Below are 13,332 nucleotides of genomic sequence, written 5' to 3' on the forward strand. Positions count from 1 at the left end.
GGAAAGCGCAGACCAAGCGGCCGCGGCGTGTTGAGTATTCCCGATCCGGAGCGCCCCGTCACTGGTTAACGACCGCTTACTCAAAGTTTTTCCGCGGCGGCGGAATTGGTTCGTACCATTGACCCCACTGGTCTAGTCCTTCTAATGTGCGGCGCGCAGGTCCACGGCACGAACCCCACGCTCCCCTCCCCCACGAGGAGACACGATGCTCAGACCGCACCTCCCCCGCAGAGGCCTCAAGGCCCTCTTCTCCGCCGCGTGTTGCGCCGCCCTCGGCGCAGGACTGCTCGTTGGCGCGGGCGGCGCCTCCGCACAACAGCAGAGCGACACCGAGCCGAAAGCGGCCGGGTCCAAGGTCGTCGGATACTTCACCGAGTGGGGTGTCTACGACCGGAACTACCACGTCAAGAACATCGAGACGTCGGGCTCCGCCGACAGGCTCACGCACATCAACTACTCCTTCGGCAACGTCCAGGGCGGCAAGTGCGCGATGGGCGATTCCTATGCCGCGACCGACAAGGCGTACACCGCGGACCAGTCCGTGGACGGCGTCGCCGACACCTGGGACCAGCCGCTGCGCGGCAACTTCAACCAGCTCCTGAAGCTGAAGAAGAAGCACCCGGACCTCAAGGTCCTCTGGTCCTTCGGTGGTTGGACCTGGTCCGGCGGCTTCGGCGAGGCGGCCAAGGACCCGGCCGCGTTCGCCCAGTCCTGCTACGACCTGGTCGAGAACTCCAAGTGGGCCGATGTCTTCGACGGCATCGACATCGACTGGGAGTACCCGAACGCCTGCGGCCTCACCTGTGACACGAGTGGGCGCGACGCGTACAAGAACCTGATGTCGGCGCTGCGTTCGAAGTTCGGCGGCGACTACCTGGTCACCTCCGCCATCCCGGCCGACGCTTCGGAGGGCGGCAAGCTGGACGCCGCCGACTACGCGGGCGCCGCCCAGTACGTCGACTGGTACAACCCGATGACGTACGACTTCTTCGGCGCCTGGGACGCGAAGGGGCCCACCGCCCCGCACTCGCCCCTGACCTCGTACGACGGGATCCCGAAGACGGACTGGCACACCTCGGCCACCGTCGCGAAGCTCAAGGAGATGGGCGTGCCCGCCTCCAAACTGCTGCTAGGGATCGGGTTCTACGGGCGCGGCTGGACCGGCGTCACCCAGGACGCTCCCGGTGGCACGGCGACCGGCCCCGCGGCCGGCAAGTACGAGCAGGGCATCGACGACTACAAGGAGCTCAAGAGCAAGTGCCCGGCCACCGGCACGGTCGGCGGCACCGCGTACGCGCACTGCGGGAACGACTGGTGGAGCTACGACACCCCGGGGACCATCGCCGGAAAGATGGACTACAAGAACCAGCAGGGCCTGGGCGGCACCTTCTTCTGGGAGCTGTCCGGTGACACCTCGGACGGCGAGCTGATCAAGGCGATCAACTAGCCCTACAGGTAAGGCGATGCGCTCCCCTGGTCGTACGCGCGCGTGCAGTCGTACGCGCGCGTGCGGTCAGGGGAGCACCGGCGCGGGGTACGAGGGTTCGAACTCCTCGATCACCCGCAGGGTTTCGCCGAGCGTGCGCACCAACAGGGCGCGCACCGTGTCCCGTTCGAGCTCGTGGTGGCCGATCCAGTCGAGCGTGATGCCCTCGACGCTGCACAGCCAGCCGAGCAGCGCCGTCCGCGCGAGCCGCGGCACCCGCGGCGTCCCGTACGCGGCCCGGGCGATGGTGGCGATCAGCGCGTCGCGCACTTCGTCCCTGATGGCCTGCACCTGGGCGTCGAAGCCCACACCGCCCGTGACGATCGTGCGGTACGCCGCCTGGTTCCGCTCCGCGTAGCGCAGATACCCCTCGACCGTGCGGTGCACCCGCTCCACGGGGGCCAGGTCACCGACGCTGCTCGCACCGTCGACGAGTTCGCCGACGGACTCCTCGATGATCGCCAGGTAGTAGCCGCGCTTGGACTCGAAGTAGTAGTAGATCAACCCCTTGGCCACGCCCGCGTGCTGCGCTATGTCGTCCATGGACAACGCGTCGTAGGACGTGTCGGCGAACAACTTCCGTCCGATGGCGATGAGTTCGGCGCGGCGGGTGGCGGAGCGTTCGGTGCCGCGCACCCGCTGGTGGCTAGTCTTCAATTCCGGCCCTGGTCTCGGACTCCTTGCGAATGCCGCAGTATGGCACTTTCCGAGGCGCCCTCACGCCTGCGCGGCGGAGGCCGTGGCGGCGAACGTCACGTCGCACCGGGCGACGGACCGGTCACATCAGGCCGAGCTGTGTGACGAGCATCGCGAGGACCACGACGAAGGTCCAGCCCAGGACGTGTTCGAGGATCTTCGGCCCGTTGTCGTCGGGCCCGCCGGTGCGGGTGCGCGCGGCGGGCGTGGAAGCGGCGGCGGAATGTGCGGTCATGGGTGTCTCGCTCGGGTCGCGGTGATGGTCCTGACTCCCCCGGCTGCGCCCCAGGGTCCTGTGGCGCCTTCTCCACCTTGCCATCGGATCGCCGCCGCGCCGCAGAGAGCTTGGTCACGTACAACCGGGCCGCCGCGTCGTGCGTCCCACACAGCGACGCGTTCCGTCCGACCGGAAGGTTCCCGATGAGTGCGTACCGGACTTCACGCCGCAGAACCCGTCTCGTCCTCGCCGCGGCGATCACCGTCACCGCGGCGCTGACCGGCCCGGCGGCCGTCTCCCGGGCGGCCACCGACAGCCCGACGCCGGGCGCCGCGGGCCTCGGCGACCCGATGTTCCCGCTCGACGGGAACGGGGGCTACACCGTGCGCCACTACACGCTCGACTTCGACTGGCAGGCGCCGAGGACCCCCTTCGCCGCCACCACCACCGTCAAGGCCACGGCGACGCAGGCGCTGTCCCGCTTCGACCTCGACTTCGCCGGCAACGAGCTGCATTCGGTGACCGTGAACGGCCGCGCCGCCCAGACCCGGCGCGAGGGCGACGAGCTGATCATCACGCCCGCCTCACCGATCCCCAAGGGCAGCACCTTCACCGTCAGGGTCCGGTACACCGCCGACCCCACGCAGGTGCGCCACCGCGACGACGCGATCGAGGACTACGGCTGGATCCCGACGCCCGACGGGACGGTCCTGTACCCGCAACCCAACGGCGCCAAGATGATCTTCCCGTCCAACGACCACCCGAGCCGGCGCGCCCCCGTCACGTTCCGCGTGACGACACCGGCCGACCGTACGGCCGTCGCGAACGGTCGCCTCGTCGACCGCACCGAGCGGAGCGACGGGCGGGTCCGCTGGACGTACGACTCCGAGCAGCCGATCGCGGCGCAGCTGGTCCAACTGGCCATCGGGAAGTTCACGTTGATCGACAGCAAGGGCCCGGGCGGGCTGCCGCTGCGCGACGTCGTGCCGGACGCGCTCGTCGCGCCGACCAAGCAGTACCGCGATCTGACACCCGACCACCTGGCGTGGCTGCGCGAGAAGTTGGGCCCCTATCCCTTCAACCGGTACGGCGTCCTCGTCGGCGACACGGACCTCGGGGTGGCCCTGGAGACGCAGACGCTGTCCCTCGTCCCGAAGGCGGATCTGCTCGGTACGAAGGTCGACGCCGAGCGCAATCTCGTCCACGAGCTGACCCACCAGTGGCTCGGCGACAGCGTCGGGATCGCCACCTGGTCCGACCTGTGGCTGAGCGAGGGCCACGCCCGCTTCTACGAGCGCTGGTACTCCGAGGAGCACGGCGGCGACAGCTTCGAGGCCGCGATGAGGACGGCCTACGAGAACCACGACCAGTGGCGCCACGACTACGGCGCCCCCGCCGAACCCACGGAGCCGAACCTCTTCAAGCGGATGCGCTACGACGGCTCGGCGCTCGTCCTGTACGCGCTGCGCGAGCAGGTCGGCGCGGAGACCTTCGCGAGGATCGAGCAGGCGTGGGTCACCCAGTACCGGGGCAAGACGGCGTCGACGGCCGACTACATCAAGCTCGCCTCGAAGGTGGCGGGCCGCGACCTGACGGGCTTCCTGCGCCCGTGGCTGTTCGGCTCCAAGACCCCGCCGATGCCGGGCCACCCCGACTGGGTGGTGCTACCCGTCACGGGGTGACGCGGTCGGCGCCTTCCCGAAAGTCCTGCCGGACCCCGCTGCTCAATCGCCGCAGGGGCTATTTATAGCCCCTGCGGCGATTGAGCAGCGGGGTCCGGGGCGGAGCCCCGAGTTTTTAGCGGACCCCCACCGCGGCCAGCGCCTTGCGCTGCTTCTCGGTCGGGTGGGCCGGGAAGTACAGGTAGCAGACGCCACCGGTGCCGGAGACGACCTTGCCGGTGGCGTTGTAGCGCTTGGTCCGCAGCCAAATGTTCTCCCACTCACGCCTCTTGTAGACGCGGCGGACCGCGGCATCGCTGGGTGAGGCCGGGTCGTTGGCGATGATGTCGCCGTCAGCAGTGAAGCCGATGACCGTCATCAGGTGTCCCGAGGTGCCATAGCCCGCGCCGGTCAGCTCCTCCTTGAGGAACGACTGGGACGTTATGGCCGGGATACCGGCCGCGATCAGCTTCTCCAGGTCCGTGAGGGAGGAGAGGCGGGTGACGACGCCCTGTAGATCCTTGTACGTCGCCGCGTACGCCGCGTTGAACGGCCAGTTGCCACAGCCCTCGTACTGGTAGTCATACGTATAACGCGCCGCATGGCAGACCTGCGGATCGGCGTACGAGGGGTCCACCCAGGCGAGCTGTTCGGGCGTCGGCTTGCGGCCCCAGTACTCGATGATCATCTGCGAGGACGTGGGGCTGCACCAGGCCTCTCCCCCGTTGTCGTACTCGGGGTACTGGCCGACGTGGATGTTCTGCGAGTAGCGCGGGACCCTCAACTCCTTGGCGAGGCCCGGCGTGGACGCGGGGACCGTGAACCGGTCCGGGACGTCCGAGCCCATGGCGCCCAGGCGCCACACCGTCGGCGCCGCCTTCGAGCCGGGCGCGCGCAGCAGCCTCAGACGCAGCCGGTACGAGACCAGGCGCAGGCCCGAGGCCGCGTCGTCGATGGAGAACGTGTCCGTCCAGATGCTCGACTTCCCGTCCGACTGGTCGTCCACGGACGTGCGGCGGATGTCGGCGTCCTTGTCGTCGCCCGCCGTCCAGCGGCCCATCACGTACCAGGGGGTCGTGGCGCCGTCCGTGTAGGTGCCCTGGAGTTCGATCTGGATCCAGGTGGCCTTCGGGGTGTGCGCGTTCCAGGACGCGACGACCTCGGTGGCGGGGACCGAGAGCGCGTGGACCGGGGAGAGCCACTCGGCGTACTCCCACTCGGCCGTCTTGTTCAGGTGCGGATCCTTGTACGTCGTCGTGCCGGCGGGCGCGGCGATCGTCACGCCGGGGCGCGCGCCACCTACGACGCGCGTGCCGTGCGCGGTGCCGGAACGCCAGTCGACGGACGTCGTCCAGGTGCGGTTGTCCACGGGGCGGTTCACCGCCTTCCGTGCGGTCTGTGCGGACTGCTGCGCGGGCGCGGCGGCGCGCGCGGAGCCCGTCGCGGCCGTCGCGGCGAGCGCCGCGCCCGCGGCCGCCACGAGGACGGTTCTCCGGGAGAGCGGGGAGGGGGTTTCGGGTCGGGTCATCGGCTGATCCCTCGGTCGTCGGTTCTGAGGACGTGACGGAGACGGAGACTGACGTGACAGAGTGCGCCAACTATGGCCGCCGGGGCGGGATTTCCACCAGCGTTCCGCAACGGGTCACCGGCACGAATATTGGTCTTCACCACTGGCATGACCTGCGGCGGCGCGCGCGAAACCGATCCGGGCGGCGTCGTACCCTTGCGGCCGTGAGCTACCACCATGTGCCCCTCGCCGACTGCGCCGACCGGATCCGCCGACTGCCGCCGTCCTGCGGCCCCGTGCGGCTCGTCGGCATCGACGGGCACGCGGGTTCCGGCAAGTCGACCTTCGCGGTGCGGCTCGCGGAGGCGCTCGGCGGGGCGCCCGTCCTGCGGCTCGACGACCTCGCGAGCCACGACGCGCTCTTCGCGTGGACCGAGCGGCTGCGCGCCCAGGTCCTCGGCCCGCTCTCCCGCGGCGCGGCCGCGCACTACGAGACGTACGACTGGCACGCCCGCCGCTACACCGCCACGCGCGAACTCCCGGCGGCGGATGTCGTCCTGATCGAGGGCGTGGGGGCCGGGCGGAGCGAACTTCGGCCGGAACTCGCGATGTTGATGTGGCTCGACATGACCGGCGAGGCCGCGTGGGCGCGCGGACGGGCGCGGGACGGAGAGGCGCAGCGAGAGTTCTGGGACGGCTGGATCCCAGCGGAGCGGGAGCACTTTCAAGTGAACCCGTCCCTCCCCTTCGCGCACTTTTTGGTACGTGAGTGTTCAGAGGGATATGAGGTGCGCGAAGGGCCCGGTGGGATCCCACCCTTGAAGGGGATCGTCACTTACGGTGATGGACCGCCAGCGGTGCGGTGAACCTGTGGAAACGGCCTTCCGCCACTTTCCGCGAGAGCCTCAACTCTGCTTGACCGAGGGGCCGTACAGGACTTACGTTCTCAATGTGCGGCCTTTCGGGACCGCCTACAGACGCGAGGCCCCCGGTTGTTCCCCCGTGATCGGGGGCTTCGTTCTGCCCACAATTCCCCTTCCCGGCTGCACCGAGGCGCGCTTCGCTCACCCTGGGTCACCATCCGGCACCGCGCTCACCTGCGCCGAATCCCCCCGCTCGTGCCCCGATCCGACCGGGTCGCGCCCTACGGCCGAGCGCACCCCCGCAGGTACGATGCCCTCGGTGCGGTCTACGGACGGCTCGCTGTCCGCATCGTGACAACTCCCGTCCATGACAGAGCGGTTCATCGGGGGCACGGTTTGTGGGGGACGTGATGGACTTCGGCACCGGTGCACAGGCCGGCCCGGCCGACCTCGCCTGGCTGCGAGGCGTCGACGCCTACACCATGGGCGCCTATCCGCAGGCGGAGGACGAATTCCGCACCGCGGTACGGATGGACCCGGGGATGGCCGACGGCTGGCTCGGGCTGCACGCCCTGCGCGTCGACACGACGACGGCGCTGCTGCGCATGTTCCGGCACCGCGACCGGTTCGGGGAGCAGCGCGTGCGCCACCGGCGCACCCTCAACTCCTGGTACTGGCTGGGCTGGTGGGTGCAGCCGGTGCTCGAGCACCCGCGCGATCTGCTGCTCGCGCACGCCTCGCACTGGCTGGACGGGCGCCATGTCCCGGACCTGGACCGGGCGCTCGCCACCCTGCCGCCGTTCGACGCGGATCCACAGGTGCGGTTCCTGCATGCGTGCCGCTCGTACCTGGTGAAGGACTGGGATCAACTGGTCCGGCACACCGATCCGTTGACCGACGACCCGATGCTCGGCATCGAGGCCGGGCTCTTCGGCGGCATGGCCCGGGTGCGCCTGGAGATGTACGGGCAGGCGGAGCCGCTGCTCTCCTCGGCCCTGATGCGCTGTCGCAGCGAGCAGCCGCAGCGCAAGGAGCTGCGCTACTGGCTGGCCAGGGCCCATGAGGGCACCGGGCGTTCGGCGGCCGCGCTCCCCCTGTACAGGGCGGTGCACCGGGTCGACCCCGCCTTCATGGACACCTCCGCGCGGCTCGCGGCGATCGCCGAGGGGGACGGGTACGGGGACTTCGGCGACGGGTCCGATCCGATGCCGCTGTCCATGACGGGGTACCAGGACGGGCTCGACGGCGACACGGGCGATCCGCTGTACGAGAGCGACGGGCGCGACCTGAAGGTGACCGATCCCGATCTGCCGCCCCCCGGTGCCGCGGCCGCCGACGACGCCGACATGGTGCGGGAGAAGGTCGTGGTGCCGGTGCCCGCGCCGCCGCCGGTCAGCAGCACGGACCCGGTGCTCCTGGAGGAGGCGCTCACCGAGCTGGAGCGGATGGTCGGCCTGGAGCCGGTGAAGCGTCAAGTGAAGGCACTGTCCGCCCAGTTGAACATGGCGCGGCTCCGGTCCGGGCAGGGGCTTCCGGTCCAGCCTCCGAAGCGGCACTTCGTGTTCTCCGGGCCCTCGGGTACGGGCAAGACGACCGTGGCGCGGATTCTCGGACGGGTCTTCTACGCGCTCGGGCTGCTCGGCGGGGACCATCTCGTGGAGGCGCAGCGGGCGGACCTGGTGGGCGAGTATTTGGGGCAGACCGCCGTCAAGGCCAATGAGTTGATCGACTCGGCGCTCGGTGGGGTGCTGTTCGTCGACGAGGCGTACGCGCTGTCCAACTCCGGCTACGGGAAGGGCGACGCGTACGGCGACGAGGCGCTTCAGGTGCTGCTGAAGCGGGCCGAGGACAACCGGGATCACCTCGTGGTGATCCTCGCCGGGTATCCGGAGGGGATGGACCGGCTGCTCGCCGCCAACCCCGGGCTCTCGTCGAGGTTCACGTCGCGGGTCGACTTTCCGTCGTACCGGCCGCTGGAACTCACCTCGATCGGGGAGGTGTTGGCGGCGGAGAACGGGGATGTGTGGGACGAGGAGGCGTTGGACGAGTTGCGGTCCATCGCCGGGCATGTCGTCGATCAGGGGTGGATCGACGAGCTCGGGAACGGGAGGTTCCTGCGGACGCTGTACGAGAAGTCGTGCGCGTATCGGGACCTTCGGCTCACCGGATATGTGGTCGAGCCCACGCGGGATGATCTGGCGACGTTGCGGTTGCCGGATCTGATGCAGGCGTATGGCGAGGTGTTGTCGGGGAGGGGGCCGTCCGCCGGGTGACTCTCGGCACCGTGGTTGACGTCACGGGGCTCCGCCCCGGACCCCGCGCCTCAAACGCCGGCGGGGCTGGATCGCCTCAATCGCCGGCGGGGCTTGATATTTCAAGCCCCGCCGGCGATTGAGGCGCATCTTTCAAGCCTCTGCGGCGATTGAGCAGCGGGGTACGGGGCGGAGCCCCGGTCTTTTCGGGCCCGCAGGGGGCTTGGGGTGGGGTTACGCCAGGGCCTCCTCGCGGGTGCGGGCCAACGGGACGCGGGGCTGGGGCGACTCGCGGTGGGCCGGGTCTCTGACCTCGCCGACCAGGAGTTCCAGGACGTCCTCCAGGGCGGCCAGACCGAGTACACGGCCGGAGGCGTCCGCGACCTGGGCCAGGTGGGTGGCCGCGCGGCGCATCACCGTGAGGGCATCGTCCAGCGGGAGTTCCGAACGAAGCGTCGCCATGGGGCGCCAGAGCTGCTGCGGCACCGCGCGGTCCACGTCGGGGCCGTCGATCAGGTCGAGGACGTCCTTGACGTGGAGGTAGCCCATGAAGGCGCCGTCGTCGGAGCAGAGGGGGAAGCGGGAGTACCCCGTGCGCCCCGTCAGCTCGATGATCGCGGCCGGAGTGACCGCGGGGCCGACCGTCACCAGTGAGGCGCGGTCGATCAGGACGTCCGTCACCGGGCGGGAGCCCAGTTCCAGGGCGTCCCCCAGGCGCTCCTGCTCCTCCGGGGCCAGCAGGCCCGCCTGGCCCGAGTCCTCCACGAGACGGCCCAGCTGCACGCTGGTGAAAACCGCGTCCACCTCGTCCTTGGGCTCTACCCGGAACAGCCTGAGGATCAGACGGGCGCAGGCGCCGAGGGCGATCGTGACCGGCTTGCAGAGGCGGGCGAAGGCGACGAGGCCGGGGCTGAACCACAGCGCCGTCCTCTCCGGGGCCGCCATCGCGAGGTTCTTCGGGACCATCTCGCCGATGACGAGGTGGAAGAAGACCACGGCCACGAGCGCGATCGCGTACCCCAGGGGATGGATCATGCCGTGCGGGACGTGGACCGCTTCGAAGAGGGGCTCCAGGAGGTGGGCCACGGTCGGTTCGGCCACCGCCCCCAGGGTCAGCGAGCAGATGGTGATGCCGAACTGGGCCGCCGCCATCATCTGCGGCAGGTGCTCCAGGCCGTACAGGACCTGCTTGGCCCGCTTGCCGGGGATGGGTTCGATCTGGCTTCGGCGGACCGAGACCAAAGCGAATTCGGCTCCTACGAAGAAGCCGTTGGCGAGGACCAGCAGGGCCGCGAAGACGAGTTGCAGCGCGCTCATCGGGCCGCCTCCAGGAGCGCCGGCTTCGGGGTGTCCGACGTACGTACGATGCGGACGCGCTCGGCCCGGTAATGGTCGACGGCGCGTACGGAGAGGCGCCAGCCGGGAAGTTCGGCCTTGTCGCCGGGGGCCGGGATACGGCCCAGGAGATCGGCGACGAGCCCCGCCACCGTCTCGTACGGGCCCTCGGGGACGTCGAGGCCTATGCGGCGCAGGATGTCGACGCGGCAACCGCCGTCCGCGTCCCAGGCGGGCCGGCCGTCCTCGGGCGGGGCGACCGCCAGTTGGGGCAGGTCGAGCCCGTCGTGCTCGTCGCGGACCTCGCCGACGAGCTCCTCCACGATGTCCTCCAGGGTGACGACCCCGGCCGTGCCGCCGTACTCGTCGACGACGACGGCGATCGGCTGCTCGCTGCGCAGCCGGGCCAGCAAGGGCTGTACGGGGAGGGTCTCGGGGACGAGCAGCGGTGGTTGCGCGATGCGGCCGACCGGCGTGCGCAGCCGTTCGTGCGCGGGCATCGCGAGGGCGTCCTTGAGGTGGACCATGCCGATGATCTCGTCGATCCGCTCCCGGTAGACCGGGAAGCGGGACAGGCCCGTGGCACGGGTCAGGTTGACGACGTCCTCGGCGGTCGCGGACGCCTGCAGCGCGCTGACCTTCACGCGCGGCGTCATGACGTGCTGCGCGGTCAGTTCGGCGAGGGACAGGGTGCGGACGAACAGGTCGGCCGTGTCCTGTTCCAGTGCGCCCGCCTGGGCGGAGTGCCTGGCCAGGGAGACCAGTTCGCCGGGGGTGCGGGCAGAGGCGAGTTCGTCGGCGGGTTCGACGCCGAGTGCGCGCACGAGGCGGTTGGCGACGGTGTTCAACAGGGCGATGACCGGGCGGAACAGGCGGGCGAAGACCGTCTGGGGGCCGGCCACGAAGCGTGCCACCTGAAGGGGCTTCGACACCGCCCAGTTCTTCGGCACGAGTTCGCCGATCACCATCTGCACGGCGGACGCGAGCAGCATGCCGGCGACGACGGAGAGGCCGCCGACGGCGCCCTCGGGCAGGCCGATGGCCGTGAAGGGGCCGCGCAGCAGCTCGGCGAGGGCCGGTTCGGCGAGCATGCCGACGACCAGGGAGGTGATGGTGATGCCGAGCTGGGTGCCGGAGAGCTGGAAGGACAGCTGCTTGAGGCTGTTGACGACAGTGCGGGAGCGCTTGTCGCCGGCGGCCGCGGCCTTCTCGGCGTCGGGGCGCTCCACCGTGACGAGGCCGAATTCGGCCGCCACGAAGAAGCCGTTGGCGAGGATCAGGAGGAAGGCGGCCGCAAGGAGCAGCAACGGGATGGTCATGCCGCCGCCTCCGGGGACATCGGCGCGCGGGGCGCGCCTTGTCGGGAGGGGGCGGCGCAGGTACTACCGGACGATCCGTCCATCGCTGGAGGGAGTCACTCCTCGGTTCGCAGGGAGCCCTTGGCTCCGCCTGGTGGCGGGTCGAGGGCGGGGCGGCACTTGTGGCGTGCCCCGCCACCAGATTAATCAAGCCGGGGGCCGATGTGTCAGGGGCTGCGCCCGCTGGAGTCACCGGCGCCGTGGTCGACGTCCCGGGGCTCCGCCCCGGACCCCGCTGCTCAATCGCCGCAGGGGCTTGATCTATCAAGCCCCGCCGACGTTTGAGGCGATCAAACCTCGCCGGTGTTTGAGGCGCGGGGGCTTGAATGATGGGTCTCCGTCAGGGCGCGGAGCGCTTTCGCGTCGCGGATGGCGGAGGCCTTGGCCATGCCGGGCTGGATGCCCATCGCGGCCATGCTGGTGCCGTCGGTGAGGTCGAGGAAGACCCAGGGGTCGCCGGGGCGCAGGTTGACCTTGACGATCTCCGCCCAGGACAGGCGGCGGCTGCGCGCCACGTTGACCACCGTGACGCCCTCGGCGTCGGCGTCGATCCTGGGCCGGGCGAGCAGCCAGAGCACGCCCCAGAACAGCGCACCGGTGAAGACGAAGCTGGCCTTCTCCCCCGGGCTCAGGCCTCCGAGCAGGAGCGCGACGATCGTGATCACCACGAAGGACGCGGCACCGAGCGTGTGCAGGACGGCGCGAGTGCGGCCCGGCCGGAAGGTGACGGGCAGGCTGGGCTGGTCGGGCATGGTCGACGTCCTCAGAGGCGGCAGGCGTGGATGGCCGTGGTGAGGATGGCCCGCGCGCCGAGGGCGTACAGGTCGTCCATGATCCGCTGCGCGCCCTTCGCCGGGACCATGGCGCGCACCGCGACCCAGCCCTCATTGTGGAGAGGGGAGACCGTCGGGGACTCCAGGCCGGGGGTGAGCGCGACCGCCTTCTCCAGGTGCTCGGCGCGGCAGTCGTAGTCCATCATCACGTACGTCCGGGCGACGAGGACGCCCTGGAGGCGGCGCAGGAACTGCTCGACCTTCGAGTCGGACGACTCGTCCGCGGACTCGCCCTTGTGGCGGATCACGCAGGCCTCGGACCGCATGATCGGCTCGCCGAAGACCTCGAGGCCGGCGTTGCGCAGCGAGGTCCCCGTCTCGACGACGTCGGCGATCGCGTCGGCGACGCCGAGCTCGATGGCGGTCTCGACGGCGCCGTCGAGGTGCACGACGTTGGCCTCCACGCCGCGCTCGGCGAGGTACTTGGCGACGATGCCCTCGTACGACGTGGCGATCGTCCGGCCCGCCAGGTCCGCGAGGTCCTTCACGGCTCCCGGACGCGAGGCGAACCGGAAGGTCGAGCGGGCGAAGCCGAGCGGCAGGATCGTCTCGGCCTCGGCGCCGGAGTCGATCAGCAGGTCCTCGCCGGTGATGCCGATGTCGAGCTTGCCCGAGGACACGTAGATCGCGATGTCCTTGGGGCGCAGGTAGAAGAACTCGACCTCGTTGTCCGGGTCGACCGTGACGAGTTCCTTGGACTCCTTGCGCTGCCGGTACCCGGCCTCATGCAGCATGTCCGACGCAGGCCCTGAGAGTGAACCCTTGTTGGGGACGGCGATGCGCAGCATGAGGTCGGATTCCTTTGCGTAAGGGGTGAGTTGCGGATGGGGAGGCGGGTACGCGGGCCTAGAGGTGCGCGTACACGTCGTCGAGGGAGATGCCGCGGGCGACCATCATCACTTGGACGTGGTAGAGGAGCTGCGAGATCTCCTCCGCGGCGGCGTCATCGCTCTCGTACTCGGCGGCCATCCAGACTTCGGCGGCCTCCTCGACGACCTTCTTGCCGATGGCATGGACGCCCTTGCCGACCAGTTCAGCGGTGCGGGAAGTGGCGGGGTCGCCGGTGGCTGCCTTGTGCTGGAGCTCGGTGAAGAGCTCCTCGAACGTCTTATTGGACATGGTGG

At 70.0% G+C, this 13,332-nt stretch carries 12 protein-coding genes; 4 read left to right on the forward strand and 8 right to left on the reverse strand.

Features of this window, described 5'->3' with window-relative positions; translation table 11 throughout:
• Positions 1-205: 205 nt before the first annotated feature.
• Positions 206-1,447 carry a glycoside hydrolase family 18 protein gene (locus ACIRHA_RS21140; RefSeq protein WP_403847835.1) on the forward strand — a complete coding sequence of 414 codons (1,242 nt, stop codon included), beginning with the start codon at positions 206-208 and terminating at the stop codon, positions 1,445-1,447.
• A gap of 66 nt (positions 1,448-1,513) precedes the next feature.
• On the opposite strand, the gene ACIRHA_RS21145 is transcribed toward ACIRHA_RS21140, so the two are convergent.
• Both ACIRHA_RS21145 and ACIRHA_RS21150 read right to left on the reverse strand, forming a co-directional pair.
• Positions 1,514-2,122, reverse strand: a complete 609-nt coding sequence (locus ACIRHA_RS21145) for a TetR/AcrR family transcriptional regulator (protein ID WP_403847838.1) — start codon at positions 2,120-2,122, stop codon at positions 1,514-1,516.
• 142 nt (positions 2,123-2,264) lie between these two features.
• The gene (locus ACIRHA_RS21150; RefSeq protein ID WP_403847841.1) at positions 2,265-2,417 is read right to left on the reverse strand and encodes an SCO1431 family membrane protein; all 153 of its coding nucleotides are present in this window, start codon (positions 2,415-2,417) and stop codon (positions 2,265-2,267) included.
• A gap of 185 nt (positions 2,418-2,602) precedes the next feature.
• Between ACIRHA_RS21150 and ACIRHA_RS21155 the strand changes: the two genes are divergently transcribed.
• A complete protein-coding gene (locus ACIRHA_RS21155) occupies positions 2,603-4,081 on the forward strand; it encodes a M1 family metallopeptidase (RefSeq protein ID WP_403847844.1) in 1,479 nt (492 codons plus the stop codon).
• Positions 4,082-4,196: 115 nt separating this feature from the next.
• On the opposite strand, the gene ACIRHA_RS21160 is transcribed toward ACIRHA_RS21155, so the two are convergent.
• Complete coding sequence (locus tag ACIRHA_RS21160; protein ID WP_403847847.1) at positions 4,197-5,588, reverse strand: peptidase C39 family protein; 1,392 nt, start codon at positions 5,586-5,588, stop codon at positions 4,197-4,199.
• A 203-nt stretch (positions 5,589-5,791) separates the two neighbouring features.
• On the opposite strand from ACIRHA_RS21160, the gene ACIRHA_RS21165 reads away from it, so the two are divergent.
• Both ACIRHA_RS21165 and ACIRHA_RS21170 read left to right on the forward strand, forming a co-directional pair.
• A complete protein-coding gene (locus tag ACIRHA_RS21165) occupies positions 5,792-6,433 on the forward strand; it encodes a uridine kinase (RefSeq protein WP_403847850.1) in 642 nt (213 codons plus the stop codon).
• A gap of 407 nt (positions 6,434-6,840) precedes the next feature.
• A complete protein-coding gene (locus ACIRHA_RS21170) occupies positions 6,841-8,703 on the forward strand; it encodes an AAA family ATPase (RefSeq protein WP_403847854.1) in 1,863 nt (620 codons plus the stop codon).
• 213 nt (positions 8,704-8,916) lie between these two features.
• Here the strand turns inward: ACIRHA_RS21170 and ACIRHA_RS21175 are convergent, their stop codons facing one another.
• The 5 genes from ACIRHA_RS21175 to ACIRHA_RS21195 form a co-directional block, all read right to left on the reverse strand.
• Positions 8,917-9,999 (reverse strand): hemolysin family protein, encoded by a 1,083-nt coding sequence (locus tag ACIRHA_RS21175; RefSeq protein WP_403847857.1) that lies wholly within the window; start codon positions 9,997-9,999, stop codon positions 8,917-8,919.
• The gene (locus ACIRHA_RS21180) at positions 9,996-11,336 is read right to left on the reverse strand and encodes a hemolysin family protein (RefSeq protein WP_403847859.1); all 1,341 of its coding nucleotides are present in this window, start codon (positions 11,334-11,336) and stop codon (positions 9,996-9,998) included. Before ACIRHA_RS21180 ends, ACIRHA_RS21175 begins: the two co-directional genes overlap by 4 nt.
• 329 nt (positions 11,337-11,665) lie before the next feature.
• Positions 11,666-12,127 (reverse strand): PH domain-containing protein, encoded by a 462-nt coding sequence (locus tag ACIRHA_RS21185; RefSeq protein ID WP_403847861.1) that lies wholly within the window; start codon positions 12,125-12,127, stop codon positions 11,666-11,668.
• Positions 12,128-12,138: 11 nt separating this feature from the next.
• Positions 12,139-12,996, reverse strand: a complete 858-nt coding sequence (gene hisG / locus ACIRHA_RS21190) for an ATP phosphoribosyltransferase (protein WP_403847864.1) — start codon at positions 12,994-12,996, stop codon at positions 12,139-12,141.
• Between the two features lie 58 nt (positions 12,997-13,054).
• Positions 13,055-13,327 carry a phosphoribosyl-ATP diphosphatase gene (locus ACIRHA_RS21195; protein ID WP_351345657.1) on the reverse strand — a complete coding sequence of 91 codons (273 nt, stop codon included), beginning with the start codon at positions 13,325-13,327 and terminating at the stop codon, positions 13,055-13,057.
• Between the last annotated feature and the right edge of the window lie 5 nt (positions 13,328-13,332).

This window comes from Streptomyces sp. NPDC102360 (genome assembly GCF_044766085.1).
Taxonomy (GTDB): Bacteria; Actinomycetota; Actinomycetes; order Streptomycetales; family Streptomycetaceae; genus Streptomyces.